This is a genomic window from Enterovibrio gelatinilyticus (assembly GCF_028683095.1).
Classification (GTDB): domain Bacteria; phylum Pseudomonadota; class Gammaproteobacteria; order Enterobacterales; family Vibrionaceae; genus Enterovibrio; species Enterovibrio gelatinilyticus.
In genome coordinates this window covers 18925-42063 of record NZ_JAJUBC010000037.1, presented here as the reverse complement: position 1 = coordinate 42063, position 23139 = coordinate 18925, and the positions used below count along the sequence as shown (strand labels likewise).

The window sequence follows — 23139 nt, the reverse complement described above, 5'->3', positions numbered from 1 at the left end:
ACAGGGGTAGATAGTTCTAATTGATTAGGTTTATCATTTTAATAAGTGAAATCTATCAAAGGGTGTGTGAAGTGAATATTCGAGACCTCGAATACTTGGTGGCATTGTCAGAGCATCAACATTTTCGTAAGGCTGCGGAAGCATGCTTTGTTAGCCAGCCGACGTTGAGCGGTCAGATACGTAAACTCGAAGATGAACTAGGTGTGGTATTGCTTGAGCGTACCAGCCGAAAAGTCCTTTTTACGGATGCTGGCATGCAACTGGTTCGTCAGGCGCAAAAGGTGTTAATGGAAGTCAAAGTGTTGGAAGAGATGGCGAGTCAGCAAGGGGAAGAGATGTCCGGCCCATTGCACATTGGATTCATTCCCACCATTGGCCCGTACCTTTTGCCGCATATTGTCCCTGCCATTAAACAGACATTTCCTGAGCTAGAGTTGTTCTTGCATGAAGCGCAAACCCATCAACTGGTTCAACAGCTCGATGAGGGTAAACTCGACTGTATCATTGTGGCATCGGTCAAAGAGACCGAGCATTTCAAAGAGATCCCGCTTTATCTTGAACCGATGCTTCTGGCTGTACCTGAAAGCCATCGATGGGCGAGTGAGAGTGAAATTGGTATGCCAGAGCTGAATGGAGAGAATTTATTGATGCTGGCGGATGGACATTGCTTACGTGATCAGGCGATGGGTTTTTGCTTCGCGGCAGGTGCCAATGAAGACACGCGCTTTAGAGCGACAAGCTTAGAAACGCTGCGCAATATGGTCGCGGCAGAAACGGGCATTACGTTGTTGCCGAAACTCGCCGTGCCTAAGAGTATGCGCCGAGATGGCGTGGTGTATATCAATGCTGTTGACCCAGAGCCGCAACGGCTGGTGACATTGGATTACCGACCGGGTTCGCCGTTACGAGCGAGATATGAAAAGCTGTCTGTCACCATTGCCTCTGCTCTAAAAGACGTTTGTCATCCTGTAAAAAACTAGCATTTATAGAAGCTAGCGCGGCTACGTTTTGCGATGACACTGCGCTTAATTAAATGAGTCTAAAAAGAAAGGCGCCCTCGGGCGCCTTTCTTTTACGTGTTTTCGAATGCGGTATTTAACGTATCCGCATTATCTTGTCCGAATACAAGATTAAAAGAGCTCTTCGCCGTCGGACTCGTAAATGTTACCGCCGTTAGATGCTGCAGCTGATACATACTCTGTTGGTTCGGAGCCTTTTTCAAAGTACTCGAACATCGCACTGGCATCATTTTTACGGGTAAGTAAGCCGGTATCGCGGTCAATGCGGACTTTAACAATGTTCGACGGCAGCACTTTACGCTGCGCAGGAACATCCACGAGGGCATCCACCATAAAGTCTATCCATGCTGGCTGAGAGGTTTTTGCACCAGCTTCCGCGCCAGACGTTTGGGTGTTGTCTAGGTTGGCATTACGTGACGTTTTGCCAAGGTTACGAGAGTGGTCATCAAAACCGACCCAGACGGTTGCGACTAAACCGGGGGCGAAACCTGTGTACCATGCATCTTTCGAGTCGTTCGTTGTGCCCGTTTTACCGCCGATATCACGTCGGTTTAATGGTTTTTGCGCTCGCCAGCCTGTACCGTTCCAACCTGTACCTTGACGCCAATCACCGCCGCCCCAAATATTGGCTTCCAGCATTTCTCGAACCAAGAAGGCGTTTTGTTCGCTCAGAACTTTCGGGGCGAACTCGGGTTGATTTTCCATATCAGCCGTTTGCTCAAGCAGGTTCTCTTCTTCTAACAAGTTGGCGGAGTCACGTTTATTGGCTTGTTGCGAATCACAGTTTTCACGACAGATAGTCTGTGGTGTTGCGGTGTATTTCAACACACCAAATGCATCTTCGACTTTGACGATATAGAACGGCTTGAGGTAGTAACCCCCATTAGCAAAGACACCAAAACCCTGAGCCATTTCCATTGGCGTTAAACTGCCTGCGCCCAATGCCAATGCTTCAGCACGAGGGAGGTCGTCGCGTTTAAAGCCAAAGCGAGTGAGGAAATCGATAGTTTCATCAAGTCCAACACGGCGAAGAACACGGACAGCCATAACATTTTTAGACTGTGCTAAACCAATGCGTGCGCGAGTTGGGCCGTCGTATGTTGGTGGCGAGTTTTTTGGTCGCCATGCAACGCCTTGGCTTGAGTCCCAGCGATTGATTGGAGCGTCATTTACCAGTGTTGCCAAGGTCATGCCTTGATCAATGGCGGCAGAGTAGATGAACGGTTTGATGCTCGAACCTACCTGACGGATGGATTGAGTTGCGCGGTTGAACTTGCTATGCACGAAGTTGAAGCCGCCAACCAAGGCTTTTACCGCACCATTATCCGGTGAGATGGCGACCATGGCTGTGTTGGCATCTGGTACTTGGCTTAAGTGCCAAGCATCATCGATGTGTTGTACCCATATTTGCTCGCCAACGCTCAAGATATCTGCGGTCTGCTTTGGTGCAGAGCCTTGGCGGTTGTCAGTAATATAGCGGCGTGCCCACTTCATGCCATCCCAAGGTAGCGTAACAATATCGCCACTTTGAAGCTCTACGTTTGCGGTTTTATCTTCAACTTTGGTCACAACCGCTGGTTTGAGTTCGCCATAGCTAGGCTGTTTTTTCAAATGAGCGACAATCTCTTCGCTACTCCAAGGCTGCGCATTGTCACCCCAAAGAGTTGCTACCGCACCACGGTATCCATGACGTTGGTCATAAGCGAGCAAGTTGCTCACAGTGGCATGTTGCGCAGATTGTTGAAGGCGTGAATCAACCGTGGTGTAAACCTTCATGCCTGATTCGTAAACGCCTTCTCCGTATTTTTCGACCGCCCAAGCACGCGCTAACTCCGCTACATAAGGGGCGTTCAATTCAATTTCAGCACCGTGGTAGCGAGCGATAAGTGGCTCATTACGCGCCTGTTCATATTCTGAACGCGTGACATAGCCTTCATCTAGCATGCGTTTAAGTACCACATTTCTGCGATTTGTTGCGCGTTCGATGGAATAAATCGGGTTCATGGTTGACGGGGCTTTTGGCATGCCCGCTAACGTGGCGAGTTCACTCAAGGTCAGATCGTTTAAATCTTTACCAAAGTAAACGCGTGCTGCAGCACCAAACCCGTAAGAGCGGTAACCCAAGAAAATCTTGTTAGCGTACAACGCCATGATTTCTTCTTTTGTTAGCAGTTGCTCAATGTGAATGGCGATGAAAATCTCTTTGATTTTACGCATGATTTTCTTCTCGTTGGACAAGAAGAAGTTACGCGCTAGCTGCTGAGTAATGGTACTCGCGCCTTGTTTCGCTGAGCCGGACATTGCAACCACAATGGCCGCTCGCGTGATCCCGATCGGGTCGATCCCTGGATGCTCGTAAAAACGACTATCTTCGGTCGCGATTAACGCATCAATCAAGTCTTGAGGCAGCTGATCGAAGGTGACAGGAATGCGACGTTTCTCACCAAATTGGGAGATCAGTTTGCCATCAGAGCTGAATACCTGCATCGGCGTTTGCAGCTCTACATCTTTTAGAGTGGCAACGTCTGGTAATTCAGGTTTTACGTAAACATAAAACCCAAAAATTGTACCCACTCCAAGTAATATGCAAACTATTGCAAGGATGAGCAGTCGCTTAATGAACTTCACTTGATATTTCCCGTCACGTTTTTTGTCGAGCCGTCATATTGATTAGTGTGGGTAGTATAAAGACAACTGAACAAAAAATAACGGATCTGCAAAGAGAACTTTCAAAAAAGTTACTTGATGCTGACTTTTAAGAAGGTAGCACGGTAAATGTTTGGTGTAACAACGACTGTAGGCATTGATATTGGCACGAACACAGTGCGGGCGGCTTTACTTCAGCAACGCAATCAATCAGTCACGCTGAAAACGTTACTGGTTTCTCCTTATGACCCAGACACACTCGATAGCGTATTAAAAAGTGTGAAAAAGCGTATTGCTAAGGCGTGCTCATTACCATGGCATTGGCCAAAGCATCAGATTATGGGTGTGCCGCAAAGTAGTATCGCTGTGAAACGATTTCCAGTGCTAAAGGATGCTCCAGAGCATGAGCAGTTTGTGCAAGTTGGCTTGCAGCTATCTGAGAGTCTGGGGCTGCCATTTGATGAGCTCCTTTATGACTATCATACGCTTGCAGATAAAAGCGCCACTGAGGTATATGCCTGCCGAAAATCAATGTTGAATGACACATTAACGGGACTGGCTCAGGCTGGGTTCTCGTTGTCTGTGATTGAACTGCACACTCAGGCGTTAACGCGTTTATACAGAGAGCAATCAGACATTCAACTTGTGTCTGGGGTTGGGTTGCTGGTGGATGTTGGCCTAGAGAGATTACAGATTTGTATGGGCGGAGAGCAATCAGGCCCGTTCTACCGCGAACTGCCGGCACCTATGCTGACTCAAACCAGCGATCCTTCGACAGATCGACATCTGTATACTGAGCAACTAGCCGATATCATCAAGCGACATTATCAACTCGCGGCAACTCAGCTTTCTGGCGCCGAAGTCTCTCACGTGTGGTTGTCGGGCGAGTGTGCAAAGCATGTCGACATCTTGCAACTTGAATCCCTCTTATCTTGGCCGACTCAAGCGTTGAATCCATTACGTGGATTGACGTATTCCCCTGCTCTTATTGAACAACTTAATGAGCCTGTGAGTGCCTGGTCTACCGCGATTGGTCTCGCGTTGCGAGGAGTTAACCAATGATTGTCAGTATTAACCTACTTCCATGGCGAGAGATTAATAGACAAGCAATACGTCGGCAGTTTTTTCAAAAAGTGGCACTGCTACTTGTTTTGTTGATGGCACTCACTGGATTTGGGCGCTGGATGATGAGTCAACAACTCGAGGCGCAAGAGGCTCGTAATGCGCGTTTGCAAACTGAGATAGACAGTTTGAATACCACCTTACGTGCGTTTGCGAAGCGAGAAGTAGAGCGAGATACGCTTCAACGGCGTTTAACGTTGGTTAATGCGCTACAAAAGCAGCGAAATAACGCCACATTGTTGTTTAACCTTTTACCTCAAATCACCCCTGATGGTGTGGTACTCGATAAAGTCTCGATGACATCTGGGAAAGTGAACATTGAAGGGCGAAGTCGATCCAATGCGCAGTTGGCCACATTGCTGGCATTGTTAGAGGCCGATCCTGCCGCTAGCCAAGTTCAAATACATTCCATCATCAGTGACTCGTCACGATCAACCTTTGTCGAAAAGCGATTTAAGGCAACCTTTGAGTTGGTGGGTTACGTGGTTCCTAACTTACCGCAGGAGAACACAGATGGCCGCTGATTGGCGTGATTGGGATATTGATGAAATCCCTGAATGGCCCGCAGTGGCGCAAAATCTGCTGCTGGGTGTTATCGCCCTAGGGTTCTTGGGCGCTGCGATGTTCTTTGTTGTATTGCCTGTGCAAGACGATATAAACATGGCAAAGCAAGAGGAGACACTGCTTCGCACTCAGTTTCGAATCAAAGCGGAACAAGTCGCCGCCTTGCCAAATGTTGAAGAGCAAATGGTTGAGCTGCAACGCTACTATGCGCGCTTAACACAGCAACTTCCGGCCGAAGATGAACTCGCCCTTTTACTGGCTGGGATTAATGATACGGGTCTGCAATATGGTTTGAGCTTTGAGCGTCTTAATTGGCGCAATGGCAAACGTATGGGTTGGCTGTATCAAATACCACTAGAGATAGAGCTAAAGGGTGACTATCGAAATGTTGGTCAATTCTCTGCAGCGCTAGCGCGTTTGCCGAGGATTGTCGCGCTTCAAAATTTCTCGATATCACGGGAGGGCAAGCAGAGTGACCTGAGGTTTACAGTTACGGCGCATACCTATCGATATGAAAACGCCAATAAGGGGGTAGCGCAATGAAGTATCCCTTAACACTGATAGCACTCGTCGTGCTGACGGGCTGTGAGCAAAAGGACGCCTCGCAAGAACTCGATCGCTTTATCGTGCAGACGTACTCTGCCGCAGAAGTGACGGCCACTCCGCTACCACCCGAACCTGTCTATGCGGCATTGCCGTTTAACCCAGCGGTAGACACCGATCCCTTTGTTTTACCAGCGGCTGAAGAAGAAGACACCTTGGCAAAAGGTGATTGCTGGCAGCCGAGTGATTTACCGAGCAGAGACTCGTTGGAAGGATATGAACTCGCGTCGTTAGATTTTAAAGGGGTTATTGGCTTGCCAGGCAGTTACTGGGCATTGGTTGAGGCACCCGATAGCACTATTCACCGAGTAGGGATAGGACGCATGATGGGTAACAATCGAGGTCGCGTCGATAGCATTAGTCAACACACGCTTTCTATTACCGAACACCTTCCAGACGGCCTTGGCTGCTGGCAGGTACGTAACGTCAGATTGGCACTAAATAACAACAAATAAGGGTAAACAATGAAAAGCCTGAGGGAAGGATGCCAAGGCAAAATGCGCAGAGGGATGCATTGGGCTCTCGCTGCGATATGTTTGCTTGTGACACCACTGGTGTTCGCAAGCAACCAGCTGCAAAACGTCGAGTTTTCAAAAGGGGAAAGCGGTAAAACACTTATCGTTCTTACTTTTGCCGAAAAGTCCGTGGTAACGAATTTTGGCAAAGAAGACAAAGCACTAGTTATCAACGCCAAAGCGACACAGGTTGAAGACAATCTGATTGGTTCACGAAGTCTCGATCAGATTGACACAACGGCAAAGTCTCTCGATGTACAAGCCGTCGATGATGATACCCAAGTCACTTTGACAACTTCTGGGTACTTTGGTTACGACTATTATCAAACCGACAATGTACTGACAGTGGAAGTGTTCCCGTTTTCATCGTTGCCGAAGAGCCAATCTAACAAAGACAAAAAAGCCAAGAAGAACGCCAATATCTCTATCAATTTCCAAGACATTTCAGTGCGTTCTGTCTTGCAGATGGTGGCAGAGCACAACGGATTTAACCTTGTTGTGTCGGATTCGGTCAACGGCACGTTGACCTTGAGGCTCGATGATGTGCCTTGGCAAAAAGCGCTTGATACCATCTTGAATGTGAAAGGCTTAGACAAGCGTCAGATGGGCAATATCTTGCTGGTGGCTCCCAAAGCAGAGTTGGATGAGCAAGAGCGCTTGGTGTTGGAGAAGCGCCGTAACGAAAGAGAATTAGCATCGCTGCGTTCAGAAGTGTTGCACATAAAATATGCCAATGCTGTCGATCTGAAAGATATGCTTGATGGTGGGGAAGATGAAGGCATCAGCTTGCTTACTGAGCGTGGCAGTATTGCGGTTGACCCTCGAACTAACGCCTTGGTGATCCGTGATCTCGCAGACAATATCGATGTGGTGAAATCGCTGATCGCTTCATTAGATATTCCTGTCGATCAGGTTGAAATCGAAGCGCGTATTGTGACAGTGGATGAGGGGACACTTGAAGAGATAGGTGTGCGTTGGGGTGTTGCCAACACTAACGGAAGTTTCACCACTGGCGGCTCAATTGAGAGCAACGTAGGGTGGGACAACAATTTCATTTCAGATAGAGACAGTGGAGATTTTATTACGGGTGGTGGAGGCTCAACGCCATCACAAAATAATATCGATGACTTCTTGAACGTGAATCTAGGGGCTGTCAGCCCGAACGCAGCCAGTATTGCGTTTCAGGTGGCGAACCTCGGTAAAGATTTGCTGCTGGATCTTGAACTATCGGCTTTGCAAGCAGAGTCACGCGCCGAAATTATTTCTTCGCCACGTCTACTTACCACCAATAAAACTGCGGCCTATATTGAACAGGGTACCGAATTACCTTATCTCGAGGCATCCTCCAGTGGTGCAGCTGCTGTGTCGTTTAAGAAGGCGGTATTGAGCCTTTCTGTAACCCCTCAAATCACGCCAGATAATAAACTGGTGTTGGATTTGCAGGTCACCCAAGACAAGCCTGCTGGTACAGTTAAAGCCGGTACGGGTGAAGCAATGGCGATTAATACTCAGCGTATTGGCACTCAAGTTCTCGTTAATGACGGTGAAACGGTCGTGCTAGGGGGTATTTATCAACATGAAATGATGGAAGGTGTCGATAAAATCCCATTGCTTGGCGACATTCCTGGGATTGGTCAATTGTTCCGCCGAAATTATGAAACCATGGGCAAACGAGAGCTTCTTATCTTTGTTACACCAAGGATTATGGCGCAATAAAGTGATTTAACTCATTGTGTTATAGGTGCTTGTGGTAACAAATATCCTACACGGGCTGAAGTGAGCACCAAGTGCTTGTTTCAGCCTGTTTCCTCGATAAACATGCCGTGCCCGTAAATTTAAACTGCCATAAAGGCGTATTTTAAGTTGCCAAAGGGCTAGTTGACCTGAGATAATTTTTGGTCTGATCACGAATTATCTGTGAGGAAATTGGCGCCTCGGGCTTTCAAGTAGCGAGCCTGCGGGCGGTGTTGTTTTCATTAACCGCGCGTATATTGCTTAAAATGGCTGAAAAACGAAATATCTTTCTTGTAGGTCCAATGGGGGCTGGCAAAAGCACAATTGGTCGACACCTAGCACAACAACTACACATGGAATTTTTTGACTCGGACACCGTGATTGAAGAGCGCACTGGTGCTGATATCGCATGGGTGTTTGATGTTGAAGGTGAAGAGGGGTTCCGTGTTCGCGAAGAGAACGTCATCAACGACCTGACTGAAAAGCAAGGTATCGTACTGGCGACCGGTGGTGGTTCAATCTTGAGTAAAGAGAGCCGTAACCGTCTGTCCGCTCGTGGCATCGTTGTGTATCTTGAAACCACTATCGAAAAGCAGTTGGCACGAACTCAACGTGACAAGAAACGTCCATTGTTGCAAACCGATCAGCCTCGTGAAGTGCTGGAAGCGTTGGCACAAGAGCGTAACCCTCTTTACGAAGAAATTGCTGATTACGTAGTTCGTACTGATGATCAAAGTGCCAAAGTTGTGGCAAATCAAATCATCGAACTATTGGAAAATCACTAAGCACGAAAAAGGTATTCCATGGAAAGGATCGACGTAAACCTAGGCGACAGAAGTTACCCCATATCGATTGGTGAAGGATTGCTTTCCGATCCCACCTTCTTTTCTGATGCCAAAGGTCGTCAAGTGGTGGTTATCACAAACGATACCATTGCTCCGCTGTATGCGGATCGTCTCCTGAATACCTTGGAAAAAGCTGGTGGTACACCAGCTTTGCTTACCCTCCCTGATGGTGAGCAATACAAAACACTCGACACATTTAATACCATCAATACGTTTTTACTCGAGGGTAACTACGCTCGTGATGTATTGATTGTCGCCCTTGGCGGCGGTGTGATTGGTGATCTTGTAGGTTTTGCGGCTGCTTGTTATCAGCGTGGTGTGGACTTTATTCAAGTGCCTACCACTTTGTTGTCGCAAGTGGACTCCTCTGTGGGGGGGAAAACCGCGGTAAACCACCCTCTTGGCAAAAACATGATCGGCGCGTTTTACCAACCTAAAGCGGTCGTAATTGATATTGATGTTATGCAAACGCTACCTGCCCGTGAGTTCGCAGCAGGTATGGCAGAAGTTATCAAATACGGCATTATTGCTGACAGCGCATTCTTTACATGGTTGGATGACAACTATTCAGCGCTGAATCAGCTAGACTCCGCAGCTTTGGTTTATGCCATTAAACGTTGCTGTCAAATCAAAGCTGACGTCGTCGCTGAAGATGAAAAAGAGTCTGGTGTTCGTGCTTTGCTCAATCTTGGCCATACTTTTGGTCATGCGATTGAAGCAGAAATGGGCTATGGCAACTGGCTACATGGTGAAGCGGTTTCCGCAGGTACTGTGATGGCAGCTAAAACGGCTCAGTATCAACAATTGCTCTCGCAGGAAGATGTTAGCCGTATCACTTCCTTGCTAGAAAAATCGAATCTCCCCGTGAAAGCACCTGCCAGCATGGACTATGATGCCTTTATTAAGCACATGAAACGCGACAAAAAAGTGCTTTCAGGGCAACTTCGCTTTGTGCTGCCAACGTCTATTGGCACCGCTGAAGTAGTTGCAAACGTGACTCCCGAGACGCTTGCTGAGGTCATAAAGACACACTAAGCGGGTTTGTATATGACAGGCTCCCAAGACATGATCGCACTGGATTTAGATAGCCAAATCCAGTTGTTGTCGAGAATACAGTTTCTTACTCGATTCAGTTCTAACCTAGTCCAAGTCACCGGTGAACCCGGTGCAGGCAAGACGTGGCTAAGCGAACGCTACCTCGAGAATTGGGCCAATGAGCCTACTCAATCCCTTCTTATCTGCAATCCTAGCCAGCAAGATGCGCAGCACCGCGCCATTATTTTGCGTCAGATCGTCCGAGACGGTGTTTTCAATGAACAAGATTCGATGTTACAAAGCCTCGAATATATGCTCGAAGGTCGAAGTGTTCATGCGCTGGTTGTCATTGATGATGCGCAGCGTTTGAGTGCCAACATCATTGCTGAATTGTGGGCACTAGTGACCGAATCACAACAACGCGATGGTTGGCAAATCAATGTGTTACTGTTTAGTCTCAAAGGGAAACTAAATAAGTGGCTACATAAAGTATCTTATGGTCAGGGTGTTAAACCACTCGAACTAGAAGTCAGCCCTTTGGCTGACAATGAACGCGAAATGTTCATTGAAGTGATGATGGTTAGCCGTCAACTGGATGCTTCTCAGCGCAGAGCGCTAAAGCAAAAAGCAGCATCATTGCCTTCGTTACCCGGCGCTTTACGAGGGCTGGAACAGCAGGAGACCTCCTTAATGGAAGAGAAAAAACGCCGCTCCCCATTACCGTTACTCATTTTAGTACTGCTTTTACTGGCCATCGGTGGTGGTATTGTGTGGTGGTCAATGATGCCTCAAACTCATCAAGAAGAAGTGGTAGACATGCCAGATGGTGTGAAGGCTCTCGCTGATATTTTGGAAGAAAAAGAGCAAGAAATAGCGGCACAGACAAACGGTGATGCATCGATGTCGGGCGAGCTAAAAGACTCTTCAGTGGTGCTTGATGACACTATGGCTTTGCCTGATACCTTAGTCGTTGAAGGTATGACGGTTGGTCGTCGTGACCAAGACCGTCGTATTGTGGTGCCAGATAATGTGGTTGACGCCATCATGGATGATCAACAAATCGGTGGTGATGGAACCAATGCTGTGGCTGAACCGTTGATCCCTGAATTGGCTCAACCTGAAAGCGTGCCAATGTCTGAGTCTGCAGAAACGCCCCCTACAATGACGGATGCAGTGGTATCACAGGACGTTGTTACAGCTGTAAATAAGCCATCTACAACCCAGCCAACGACGCAAGCATCGACACAAGATAAGCCTGTTGCGACTGACGTTCCTATGGCTAACCAGTTACTACTGACCGTCCCGAAAGCGCGTTATGCGTTGCAGCTTGCAGCATTGCAATCAAAGACTGCCGTTAGCGAGTTTTTGGATCAATACGCTCTGCAAGGTAGAGCTTTGGTTTACGAAACTCGTCGAAATGGTGAGTCTTGGTACATGGTGTTGCTCGGCGACTACCCAACGGTGGCTGAAGCACGACGTGCTGAATTGGCTTTATCTGCCGATGTTCGAGGCTTAAATCCGTGGGCGAAATCCTTCACGCAGATTCATAAAGAGATAGGACTGGTTAATTAACCGCACTTGAGCGTCACGTCAGGTGCGAAATTACGCTGATTGATGGTTAAAAATGAGATACAATCCGCCACCTTTCGAGCATCTGTGGTAGTGGATACACATTAATGAAAAAGCATCGCGCCTTTCTTAAGTGGGCTGGGGGTAAATACTCTCTGGTTGACGATATCCGCAAACATTTGCCAGAAGGCAAAAAGCTGATTGAGCCATTCGTTGGCGCGGGTTCGGTGTTTTTGAATACCGACTTCGAACAATACCGTCTTGCTGACATTAATCCAGATTTGATTAATCTTTATAATCTGCTCAAACAAGAGCCGCATCGCTATATTGATGATGTGCGAACCTTGTTTACGCAAGAGTACAATCAAAAAGAAGCTTACCTTTCTATTCGCGAAGAGTTTAACGCCACCACTGACCCGTATTTGCGTTCGCTTTACTTCTTGTACATGAACCGCCATGGTTTTAATGGCCTTTGCCGTTACAATAAAAAAGGTGGCTTCAATGTGCCATTTGGCTCTTACAAGAAACCTTATTTCCCTCAGGCCGAACTGGAGTTTTTCTCAGAGAAATCCAAAAAGGCGACGTTTGTATGTGAAGGTTATGAGCAAAGTTTTAAGAGTGCGCGCCGTGGCAGTGTGATTTATTGCGATCCTCCTTATGCACCGCTTTCGTCAACGGCGAACTTCACCACCTATTCGAGTGGCGGATTTAGTCTCGATGACCAAGCGATTCTTGGCGATTTAGCCCGAAAAGCTGCGATGGATAAGAGTGTTCCTGTGCTGGTTTCAAACCACGATACACCGTTGACGCGCAGTCTATACCATGGTGCACACCTCAACGTGGTAAGAGTCAAGCGGACGATCAGTCGCAATGGCAGTGGCAGAAACAAAGTGAATGAGTTGCTGGCGCTATTTGCATGCGAAAGTCCGGAATCACCGTAGTCTGAGGATACCTGAGCATCTTCAAATCGCTGGGGTATCGTTTAATTTGGCGTGATTAACGCCACCACGCCAATCAATCCCAACACAAAGATCACGACAAATAAAATACCGACCAATAGATAGGGCGCCATACTGGCTTGCTTGAAATCTCGTTGTCGATTTTTGTCTGATTGCACGCCAAACATGGCGGCAAAAACACTTTTCACTACTTCCCAAATCCCGACTTTTTCGGGTTGTCGATCTGTGTCGTGCATGATGGCTCTCTTGTAGTATCTGATTGTTCTGACACCAGCTTAGCCCATTTGTACTGGCATCACTTGCACCATCTATAAAACGAACACGTTATGGTATCAATCAGAGGATCTGATAAGACAGACGGCCTTGGATCGGGTAGAATTGCGCCGACTTTTGGGCTTAGTGAGGCTATAGAATGAAGGATTTTCTGATTGCGCCGTCGATTCTTTCGGCGGATTTCGCACGTTTAGGTGAAGACGTCGAAAGAGTTCTGGCAGCGGGTGCTGATGTGGTGCATTTCGATGTCATGGACAATCACTATGTACCAAACCTCACGTTTGGTGCACCTATCTGTAAAGCTCTTCGTGACTATGGCATTACTGCGCCGATCGACGTTCATCTGATGGTGAAACCGGTAGATCGCATTATTCCTGATTTTGCGAAGGCTGGCGCGAGCATGATTACCTTCCACGTGGAAGCGAGTGATCATGTTGACCGCAGCTTGCAGCTGATCAAAGAGCATGGCTGCCAAGCAGGCGTGGTATTTAACCCTGCGACGCCATTGCATCACCTAGACCACATCATGGACAAGGTGGACTTAATCTTACTGATGTCGGTAAACCCTGGCTTTGGTGGTCAGTCATTTATTCCCGAAACGCTAAAAAAACTGCGTGAAGTACGTCGTCGTATTGATGAAAGCGGTCGTGATATCCGTCTTGAAATTGATGGTGGCGTAAAAGTCGATAATATCCGTGAAATTGCAGAAGCGGGTGCGGATATGTTTGTGGCGGGCTCCGCTATCTTCAGTCAGCCAGACTACAAAGCCGTGGTCGACGAAATGCGAGCTGAACTGAGTAAAGTAGGAAAATAATTCGTGACGGTAACTTTTGAATCGATCAAATACATCGCGTTTGATCTAGATGGCACCTTGGTAGATAGCGTGCCAGATTTGGCTGAAGGCATTCGTATGGCATTGGCAGATGTTAATCTGTATACAGTGACTGACGACGAAGTGCGTAATTGGATTGGTAACGGCGCTGAGATTATGCTCAAGCGCGCACTTAGCCAAAGTGTGACAATTCGTCCGGACATCGATGAATCTCTTTATCGCCAAGTGCGCGAACGTTTTGATTTTCACTATGCCAACAATGGGCATGGTAAAACCATCGTTTACCCAGGCGTAAGAGAAACCCTGAGTGCTTTGCTAGCCGCAGGCTACACACTAGGTATTGTCACTAACAAGCCGTATCAATTTGTGCCAGAAATTCTGGCTGACTTGGATCTCGCGCATTGTTTTACCGATGTGATTGGTGGGGACTCTTTGCCAACCAACAAGCCAGATCCTGAAGGTTTGTTTAGTCTTCGTGATAAGCATGGTCTAAGCAACGACCAAATGCTGATGGTCGGTGATTCTAAAAACGATATTCTTGCCGCAAAAAATGCAGGATTTGCCTCGGTTGGCCTGACTTACGGGTACAACTATGGAGAGCCTATCAGCGACAGCGCTCCAGAGTTTGTTGCTGAACACTTCAATCAGCTTTTAACGGTTCTCAGCACCGAAAAAACAGCGTAAATTAAAAACGATTAGAATTTTCTCGAACAGACAGCCAGCGTGTGGTCACGCTGGCTGAATTGACTGACAGGAACAGAAAGAACATGAGTAATCCTTCGACCAAACCCATTGTACTTAGCGGTGTTCAACCTTCCGGTGAACTTAGTATCGGCAACTACATCGGAGCTTTGCGTCAGTGGGAACAAATGCAAGATGACTTCGATTGCCAGTACTGCATCGTAGACTTGCATGCGATCACTGTTCGTCAGGAAGCAGAAAAGCTGCGTGAAGCAACACTGGACTCTCTCGCTTTATGCCTAGCGGTAGGCGTGAGTCCTGAAAAAAGTAACCTGTTCATTCAATCGCATGTGCCTGAACACGCACAATTGGGTTGGGTGCTGAACTGCTATACACAAATGGGTGAGCTTAACCGCATGACCCAGTTCAAAGACAAATCAGCACGTCACGCAGAAAACATTAACGCCGGCTTGTTCGGATACCCAGTATTGATGGCAGCAGACATTCTTCTGTATCAAGCCAATCAAGTGCCTGTGGGTAATGACCAGAAGCAACACTTGGAACTGGCGCGTGATGTCGCAACTCGTTTCAACAACGTGTACGGCGACGTATTCAGTGTGCCAGAACCGTATATCCCACAAGTGGGTGCACGAGTAATGAGTCTTCAAGATCCGACGAAGAAAATGTCGAAGTCTGATGATAACCGCAATAATGTGATTGGCCTGCTTGAAGATCCGAAAGCTATTGCGAAGAAAATTAAACGTGCAATGACTGACTCAGAAGAGCCACCACGCGTTCTTTTTGATATTCAAAATAAGCCGGGTGTGGCGAACTTAATGGGTTTGATGTCCGTTGCAACGGGCAAAACGTTTGCTGAGATTGAAGCAGACTACGCCGACAAAATGTATGGTCATTTGAAGACGGACACCGCAGAGGCCGTTGTCGCTATGCTTGAGCCTGTTCAGCAGCGTTATGCAGAATTCCGTCAAGATCGTGCTTACTTGGATCAAGTGATGAAAGCGGGTGCAGAAAAAGCCTCTGAGCGTGCAGCCGTTACCTTGAAGAAAGTGTACGAAGCCGTGGGTTTTGTGACTCGCCCTTAACGTGCACCGTTGAATACCAAAAAGCAGCGTTCGCGCTGCTTTTTTTGTTTCTAGTCTCGCCAATATCCCTTAACTTGCGACGAACTTAACGATTTCGTTTTGTGTTGAAGCTTGCATCAATATCCAATTTCCCGAACAAACGCCCTTCCTTCTTTCGGCGATCTGCGGTTTTCATCACGCAAATGAAATCTCAGGCTGTTAAATCATTTGTTGTGTTTATGACTTCGCACGCAAAAAAGGACAGCAAATGAAGATCTCAACATGGAGCTCCCTAGCTCTCGCATTAAGTGTGGCTTTGCCTGCCAGCGCAGACGTATTGATAACCGAGTATGTCGAAGGTTCATCAAATAATAAGGCAATTGAAATTTCCAACCTCGGTGCCTCTGCGGTAAACCTTGATAACTGGTCGCTTAAACTCGCGTTCAACAGTAACACCACTTTCTCATCGACCATTGCGTTATCGGGTTCATTGGCGGCGGGTGACAGCTTCGTTGTTGGACACAGTAGCGCTTCTGCAGATATTACAGATGTCAGTCAGATCACTACGGGTTCCTTAGGATTTAACGGCAATGATGTTGTGGCTTTGGTCGATGATGGCGATAACATTATTGATAGCTTAGGCGAACTCGCACTGGGTTCGAACTATGCGGTGAATACGACGCTGCGCCGTCAAGATGGCAGCACTGGTCGCACCGATATCACGACGGCGTTTGATTCGTCGATTGAATGGCAATCATACGCACAAGATACCTTTGATGGATTGGGGTGCAGCGGCCTTGATGCTTGTGATGGCGGCGGAGGTGGGGGAGGAAATACCTTCACATGTGATGACGAGACCTTGACGCCAACCTATGCGGTACAAGGCAGTGGTGCGCGCAGTCCTCTAGTACCTGATGGCAGCTTTGAAAGTGAAGATAGCTACTTTGTGTCCGGTGTCGTTACTGCGGTCACGACGAGCTTGTACAAGGGCTTTTGGATTCAAGATGCCAATGGTGACGGAGATTCAGCCACGTCTGATGGTTTATTTGTGTTTACAGGCCAAGCGCCAACCGACATCGAGCCCGGAATGCAGGTATGTGCTGGAGGCAAAGTTAAAGAATTCTTCAATCTCACCGAGCTTGATGCATCAGGCGATAAGTGGGAAGTCATCGAGACAGTTGGCGAATTGGCAGCGACCGAACTTGCGGTCAGCGAGGGCGAGTCTCTTGATGATGCACTGGAGCGTCATGAAGGGATGAAGGTACGTTTGACGCAAACCAGCGAGATGGTAGTGACACGTAACTTCGGCTTTGACTTTGATGCGTTCAGAAACAATATGGTGTTGTCCCATGAAGCACCATTATTCAAGCCAACGCAGCTTCATATTGCTGGCTCACAAGAAGCAGCAGATTTGGCGGCGGCGAACGATGCCAACCAACTGTTTATAGAGTCAGATGAAAAAGCGCCAGATGGCGTTGTCCCTTACTTCCCTGGACTAGATGCCGAGCAAGGTTATATCCGGGTCGGAGATACGGTCACTAATCTGGAAGGTGTGTTGGGCTATAGCTTTAGTGATTACCGTCTGGTGGTAACGAATGAGCTCACTGCAGGAGACTTTGTGCGTGAGCAAGACAGAACGGCTGCACCACAAACATTTGATAACACCAACCTGAAAGTCGCTAGCTTTAACGTACTGAACTATTTCACCAGCGCCAGTGCGATTGGTGGTGCTCTGAATGTGACGTGTGATGACCAAGCAGATGCGGATGCATCTCGTGGTTGTAACCGTGGCACGAAAGACGCGGCGGAATTTGCGTTGCAACAAGCAAAAATCGTGAATGCACTGACCGCAATGGATGCGGATATTGTTGGCTTGATGGAAATCGAAAATAACGGATTTGCGGATACGGGCGCATTGGCTAATTTGGTGGCGGAATTAAACAGTCGCTTTGCCGATGAAGCGGAGCATTATTCGTATATTACTCCTGCTGCTGCCGATCTGACTGAAGGAGCATTCCTAGGAGGGGATGCCATTCAAGTTGCCGTGATTTACCGTGATGCAGTTGTGTCTCTATCGGGTGATGCAGTGGTTGTACGTATGCCTGAACAGCATATTTCGGGTGAAAATCCTGATGGCGAAACGCGTCAATTGGACAAGTTCCAACGTGATAGCTTGCTACAAACGTTCAATGTGGTTGAAGGTGAAACACTTTCTGTGGCGGTGAGCCATTTCAAATCGAAAGGCTCAGGTTGCTATGAAGACTGGATTGCGGGTGAGTTCAGTGACGACCCTGCCGATCTTCAAGGTCGCTGTAATGAATTCCGTGTTTCTGCGGCAGAAACACTGGGCAATGCGCTCAGCGACATTCAAGGTGATGTGATTGCATTGGGTGATTTTAATGCCTACGGGCGAGAAGATCCGATGCGTGTCTTTACTGACTACGATTCAGCGAGTGCCGAACGCAAGATTGTAACCGCTGCGGGGACATCCATTGCTGGCGTCACGCTCGACGACGTTGCGCGAGAAGTTGGAGATGGTTTTGGCTACGTGAATTTGGCAATGTATGCGCTTGGTGATGATGCGTTCTCTTACACCTTTGATGGTGAACTGGGCAGCTTAGATCATGCTGTTGGTAATGCCAGTGTGGTGGAGAAAGTCACAGGGGTTGAAGATTGGCACATTAACTCGGTAGAGAGTTCATTATTTGAGTACTCCGGACGTTTCACTGGCGATTTGGTTAAATCAGATAACGCCTATTCTTCGTCCGACCACGACCCCGTTGTGATTAGCCTGCAGTATGCAGTAGCACCGCAGAAGTTCACTCTGAGATTTAAGAACAAGAGCTTTTTCTGGGTGCAACCTACGATCAATGGACAAGTGGATTCATCACGCCCTTGGTTACGTTGGAAAAGTAATCGTAAGTACAACCAAGATAGTCAATTCCTCGCTGATCAAGGGATTGGCTTTGGTGATTCAGTCTCGCTAGGCATGCGCCTGTGGGGATTCATTGATATCCCATGTGGCCAAGCCACGCTTGACGAGAAAACCAAGGCGGTGTTCCGTCGCTTTAGCTGCAATATTAAGTAACAGCATCTTTGCCAAACAATAGGCTCCTTCGGGAGCCTTTTTTTCATCCATCTTTTAAAGGGTTGCACGCCAATTCTTGACGACGCTTGCCGATTCTTGACTACGCTTATAGGTGTCTCATTAAAGAGGTGAAAATCTCTTTATTGAGCAAGATCCCTGCGTATCACTTTGAGTTAAATCGGTAGCATGCATGTCAATTATTGAATCATTGTCATTATTTTTCCTGCCTTCCGTGACGTTTCAGCCTTTGCCACACAGCTTCACAGGGCCGTGGGTATTGCTGACAGCATCGGTGGCAACGTTCGCGACGGTGACGTTTGCTTTCTTGCATAGGCCTTTGCAGGAAAAAAGATCCTCTCTGTTTCAATTTTCCCCAATTTTAGTGAATGCGGTTGCGTTGACTGTAGGCATGGCACTGATGCCCATTGCGACCGTGCTATCGGTGTCATCGTTTCAAAATGAAGGCTTTTTGCCTGCCATGTTTGCTATGCCAACGGTTATCACTTTCTATTTTAATTTGGTTGCATTGAGGCTGGTTGCTTATCAATCGAATCCACCGATTAAAATATTCATGGCCGCAGGGATGCTATCTGTGTCAATGGTTGTGCAAAATATCTTGGTGTATGCCGGTATTAATGGTGTCGCGATTGCACATTTTGATATGGCTGTTTTCACCATGGCTTCGGCGGTAGGGGGAGCGTTAATCACGTTTGCATTGTGGTCACGTTTTTCCAAACAGAGGAGCGTGACGCAGGAACGGGATATCTCTGGGGCGTTAACCAGTGGTTTGTGTTTTGCGCTGGCGTTGCTCCTATGCGCAATACTCTCGTGCGAAGCGATTTCACTGTCTTCGCAGCCCAACCGCATTGACTTGCGTCCCTATGAGGTGCGGGATGTTTTGATGATCCTGACATTTATTGTCAGCTTTGTATTGTTGTTTAGCCTGTTGGCGAATGCTTACTTCAGCGTAAAAGCGCAAGCGATTCGACTCGGGCAGAGAGAGGAAAAGCTAGATTCAATTCTAGAGACAGCAACCGAAGCGGTTATTTCTATCGATAGCAAAGGCAAGATTACCTTCTTTAACCCTGCAGCAGAAAAAGTGTTTGGCTGGTATGCATCAGACGCTGTGGGTAAAAACATCCGTATCTTGGTTACTGATGAGCATCAGCATCGACACGACATGTACATTCATAATTTTCTCGATAATCGAGAGTCAGGGGTAGTGAATAGTGTCCGTGAGGTGATGGCAAAGCACAAAGATGGTTCTGTGTTTCCAGTGAGGTTGGCCATTGGATATCAGCAGAAGGGCGATGAACATTGTTTTGTTGGCATTATTTCTGACATCTCAGAGCAGCGACACCTTGCGTGGGCGTTGAGAGAGAATGCAAAACAATACCGATCCTTAGTGGCCAATCTCCCGTGTATGGCCTTTCGAGAAATGACTGGTGCGACGCGTCATATGGTGTATATCAGCGAAGCCGCGAAGTCGATGACGGGGTATAGCGCATCCATACTGACTGGTGAGAATGGCGTTTCTCACTTTGTTGATAGGATTCACGTTGAAGATACTGCGAATTATCGTAAAACGAGGGAAGTCGCATCAAGGCGGAACGGAAAATATGACTGTGAGTATCGGTTCATGAGCCGAGACGACGAGGAAAAATGGTTTTGGGAAATTGGTCATAGTTATCGTGCCGAGGATGGCAGTGCGTGGATTGACGGCATCATTGTCGACATTACCGACAAGCGAGAAGAAGAAAAAGAGATCGAAGAGAAAATACGCTTAGCAGATAAGGCATCACAGTCGAAAGCTTCATTTCTGGCAAACATGAGTTATGAGTTTCGTTCTCCAATGAACTCGATATTGGGGTTAACGGAAGTGTTGATCGACGAACAAAATAATCCCATTCATCGTCATCATTTGGAAGTCATCCGAGAATCGGGTAACAGCTTATTGAAGCTCATCAATGACATTCTTGATACCTCGAAACTAGAAAGCCAATCTTTGCCGCTCGACATCAATGATTTCTCGTTAGTTCAGCTTTGCCGTCAAATAGAGTTTATTGCTAGAGAAACGGTACAAGCCCGAGAGTTGCAGGTGTCTCTTCATTACAGCCACCATCTCAGAGAGCATTACGTGGGTGATTCTCGCCGCATTAAGCAGTTACTCCAAAACATGATGCGAAGTGCGTTAACGAAAACCGACAAAGGTAACGTCGCGCTTCACGTCCTCCCGACAGGCGATATGGTGCGTTTTGCGGTGGCGAGTTACTCCTTTGAAAACGATAAAGCGTTGACTGCAGATGCGGAAAAATCAGGCCAAACCTTATCTGCCACTTTAGTGACACAGCTTATTGAGCTGATGAATGGCAGTTTATGGTTTGATGGCGAATCCATACATGGTTCTGTGGTCTATGCCGACTTACCGATCATTTTGGCTCAACACAGCGCTCAGCTTAGCGGTGAAACTGTTCGCTACGCACTGCCACCATTAGAAGTGTTAGTGATTGATGATGTGCAACGAAACCAACAAGAATTGAGAGACATGCTGTTGCGCCAAGGTGTGAAAGTGTTGACCTTCACGGACATTGAGGCGGCAGAAGACGTGATTAAAACGCAGCAGGTGGATGTTGTCTTATTCGATGCGTATTTGGATGAGCAACGTTATCCCTCTCCTGAAACGTTGCGCCAATGGTCTGAGCAAAGTGGGTCAGATTCGCTGAGGGTCATTGCGATGAAACTGTCCGTTGATCCAACACCTGATGAAGAATGGGCCAAGAATGGTTTTGATGGTGTGATTGAAAAACCATTTTTCAGTGATGCCGTACTAGAAGTATTGAAGCAGTGCTGTGGTTGTGCCGATGAAAATGTCACAACTATCAACTTGGCACATCAGGAAAAAGAGAGGGAATACTTCAATGATGCATGGGCATTCCAGCACTGGCCAACATCAGAGATTTTGTTAGGTGTCGTAGCAGAATACCGGACTAACTATTTTGGTCTTTCGCTTCATGTGAGAGAGATTTTAAGCGAGCAACCCGAAGCAGTAGAACGATTGCTCTCTGAAGCCATTGATGGTGCTCATCACATAGGATTTCAGCGGCTTGAACAAGACATGACACGATTGCTTTCTTACATAGAGGGTGGAGACATTGCAAAAGCTGAATCCAAACTCGATGGGCTGGAGGCCTGCATGACTAACACATTTGACATGGCTCTGGCCTATCTTGGAATACGTTCTGATGAATTAGACAGCGACCTAGCGTTAGTCAAACTATCGCAAGAAGCGTTTGCTCGTAAAACCGAAGTGTTTATTAGTAAGTTGTCAGAAGGTCAATTTGACGACACGTTATATAAAGAGCTCGTCCCCACGATGGCCAGCTTTGTCGCGCCTTCACTACTTTCAAAGTTTGTCGCGTCGATAGAAAGTTTTGAACTTGATGAGGCATACAGTTTGATCTTAACCATGATGGATAAGATGCCAAACTCGCAGCGCAATGGAGTCCAAAGTTATGGCATATAAAATTCTTGTTGTTGATGATGAACCCAGCAACCTGCACGTCATGAGAACAATATTGCAAGACCAATACACGCTCATTTTTGCCAAAAGTGGAGAGCGTGCGATAGAACTCACGATGCAACAAAAGCCCGACTTAATCTTGCTCGATATTATGATGCCGGGTATGAACGGCTATGAAGTGTGTCGCCAGCTAAAAAGTGAACGGACGGTTTGCCATATTCCTGTGGTGATAGTTTCGGCACTGGATGAATATCAGAGCGAGGTGGAAGGGCTTAAAAGTGGAGCTGCTGATTTTTTGATTAAACCCGTTTCCCCTGAATTGGTCAGAAGTCGTGTCGCGAATTTGCTCGGGGAATCCCGAGCGAAAAACATGCGCGAAAACTACCAATTGGTCATGAATCAAATTGCCGCTGTGGCAGCGCTTCATAATAACTTAGTGGAGATTTCGGCGCCTCGAATAGCGCAATTGTGCGAGTGGTTAGCCTTGCAATATGGGCTCACGAAATCAAAAGCGGAAGACATTTCATTGGCGTATCCGTTATGTGCCATTGGTGAGCTTTGGGATGATGGGGGCAATAACACATCTGCAGAAAGCCGAAGCATGTTACTTCTTTCGGAGGCCACCAAAGGGTTTGCGTGTTTGTCGGTTACGCTACTGACTTATAAAAACACACGTTGGGACGGTGCCGGTTTTCCTGAAATTGAAGGGGAGAAAATCCCCGAAGAGTGCCGTGTTGTCAGTGCTGCTGAGTTGTTGGATGCAGAAATCGAACGGCAGGAAGGCAGCGTTGAGCAGCGAGTGCTTGGAGCGCTTCAGGCTATTTCGCAGCAGGCGGGCACCTTGGTGGACCCTAGACTTATCCATATCCTCGACACGCAGAGTGATATGCTCATTAAACATTATGCACTTTGGCTTTCTACGCCATGGCCAACGCCTATTCTTCCTATCAATGAGTTCTAGCGTTGCAGCTGATGCAGTGCGCAGATGCCTGTGGTAGCATTTGCGCCCAGTTCCGCTGACGAAGTGCGGAAAGGCTTTGGCGGGATCAACT

General features: G+C 47.4%; 18 protein-coding genes. 16 read left to right on the top strand and 2 right to left on the bottom strand.

Annotated elements, in window-relative coordinates:
- Positions 1–71: 71 nt before the first annotated feature.
- A complete protein-coding gene (oxyR, locus tag LRP50_RS22680; RefSeq protein ID WP_274166695.1) occupies positions 72–980 on the top strand; it encodes a DNA-binding transcriptional regulator OxyR in 909 nt (302 codons plus the stop codon).
- Positions 981–1130: 150 nt separating this feature from the next.
- On the opposite strand, the gene LRP50_RS22675 is transcribed toward oxyR, so the two are convergent.
- Complete coding sequence (locus LRP50_RS22675) at positions 1131–3647, bottom strand: penicillin-binding protein 1A (protein ID WP_274166694.1); 2517 nt, start codon at positions 3645–3647, stop codon at positions 1131–1133.
- Between the two features lie 147 nt (positions 3648–3794).
- Between LRP50_RS22675 and pilM the strand changes: the two genes are divergently transcribed.
- From pilM to LRP50_RS22630, 9 genes are all read left to right on the top strand, one after another.
- Positions 3795–4727 carry a type IV pilus biogenesis protein PilM gene (pilM, locus tag LRP50_RS22670; protein ID WP_274166693.1) on the top strand — a complete coding sequence of 311 codons (933 nt, stop codon included), beginning with the start codon at positions 3795–3797 and terminating at the stop codon, positions 4725–4727.
- Positions 4724–5311 (top strand): PilN domain-containing protein, encoded by a 588-nt coding sequence (locus tag LRP50_RS22665; protein WP_274166692.1) that lies wholly within the window; start codon positions 4724–4726, stop codon positions 5309–5311. Before pilM ends, LRP50_RS22665 begins: the two co-directional genes overlap by 4 nt.
- Positions 5301–5894, top strand: coding sequence for a type IV pilus inner membrane component PilO (locus LRP50_RS22660; protein ID WP_274166691.1), 594 nt, complete (start codon positions 5301–5303; stop codon positions 5892–5894). Before LRP50_RS22665 ends, LRP50_RS22660 begins: the two co-directional genes overlap by 11 nt.
- Complete coding sequence (locus LRP50_RS22655) at positions 5891–6409, top strand: pilus assembly protein PilP (RefSeq protein ID WP_274166690.1); 519 nt, start codon at positions 5891–5893, stop codon at positions 6407–6409. The genes LRP50_RS22660 and LRP50_RS22655 overlap by 4 nt, the downstream gene beginning before the upstream one ends.
- 54 nt (positions 6410–6463) lie before the next feature.
- Complete coding sequence (locus LRP50_RS22650) at positions 6464–8185, top strand: type IV pilus secretin PilQ (protein ID WP_274166706.1); 1722 nt, start codon at positions 6464–6466, stop codon at positions 8183–8185.
- 284 nt (positions 8186–8469) lie between these two features.
- Positions 8470–8988: a shikimate kinase AroK gene (gene aroK, locus LRP50_RS22645; protein WP_028025902.1), complete on the top strand. Its 519-nt coding sequence runs from the start codon at positions 8470–8472 to the stop codon at positions 8986–8988.
- An 18-nt stretch (positions 8989–9006) separates the two neighbouring features.
- Positions 9007–10083: a 3-dehydroquinate synthase gene (aroB, locus tag LRP50_RS22640; protein ID WP_274166689.1), complete on the top strand. Its 1077-nt coding sequence runs from the start codon at positions 9007–9009 to the stop codon at positions 10081–10083.
- 30 nt (positions 10084–10113) lie between these two features.
- A complete protein-coding gene (locus LRP50_RS22635) occupies positions 10114–11655 on the top strand; it encodes an AAA family ATPase (RefSeq protein ID WP_337992929.1) in 1542 nt (513 codons plus the stop codon).
- Positions 11656–11759: 104 nt separating this feature from the next.
- Positions 11760–12593, top strand: coding sequence for a Dam family site-specific DNA-(adenine-N6)-methyltransferase (locus LRP50_RS22630; protein WP_274166687.1), 834 nt, complete (start codon positions 11760–11762; stop codon positions 12591–12593).
- Positions 12594–12634: 41 nt separating this feature from the next.
- On the opposite strand, the gene LRP50_RS22625 is transcribed toward LRP50_RS22630, so the two are convergent.
- Positions 12635–12847 carry a DUF2970 domain-containing protein gene (locus tag LRP50_RS22625; RefSeq protein WP_274166686.1) on the bottom strand — a complete coding sequence of 71 codons (213 nt, stop codon included), beginning with the start codon at positions 12845–12847 and terminating at the stop codon, positions 12635–12637.
- A 176-nt stretch (positions 12848–13023) separates the two neighbouring features.
- Here LRP50_RS22625 and rpe point away from each other — a divergent pair, with 176 nt between their 5' ends.
- From rpe to LRP50_RS22595, 6 genes are all read left to right on the top strand, one after another.
- Positions 13024–13698, top strand: coding sequence for a ribulose-phosphate 3-epimerase (gene rpe, locus LRP50_RS22620; protein WP_274166685.1), 675 nt, complete (start codon positions 13024–13026; stop codon positions 13696–13698).
- 3 nt (positions 13699–13701) lie between these two features.
- A complete protein-coding gene (locus tag LRP50_RS22615) occupies positions 13702–14400 on the top strand; it encodes a phosphoglycolate phosphatase (protein ID WP_274166684.1) in 699 nt (232 codons plus the stop codon).
- An 83-nt stretch (positions 14401–14483) separates the two neighbouring features.
- Entirely contained in the window at positions 14484–15500 is a 1017-nt protein-coding gene (gene trpS, locus LRP50_RS22610) for a tryptophan--tRNA ligase (RefSeq protein ID WP_274166683.1), read from the top strand.
- A gap of 247 nt (positions 15501–15747) precedes the next feature.
- A complete protein-coding gene (locus LRP50_RS22605) occupies positions 15748–18567 on the top strand; it encodes an ExeM/NucH family extracellular endonuclease (protein ID WP_274166682.1) in 2820 nt (939 codons plus the stop codon).
- Between the two features lie 190 nt (positions 18568–18757).
- Positions 18758–22090, top strand: a complete 3333-nt coding sequence (locus LRP50_RS22600) for a PAS domain S-box protein (protein WP_274166681.1) — start codon at positions 18758–18760, stop codon at positions 22088–22090.
- Positions 22080–23048, top strand: a complete 969-nt coding sequence (locus LRP50_RS22595) for a response regulator (RefSeq protein ID WP_274166680.1) — start codon at positions 22080–22082, stop codon at positions 23046–23048. Before LRP50_RS22600 ends, LRP50_RS22595 begins: the two co-directional genes overlap by 11 nt.
- Positions 23049–23139 lie beyond the last annotated feature (91 nt).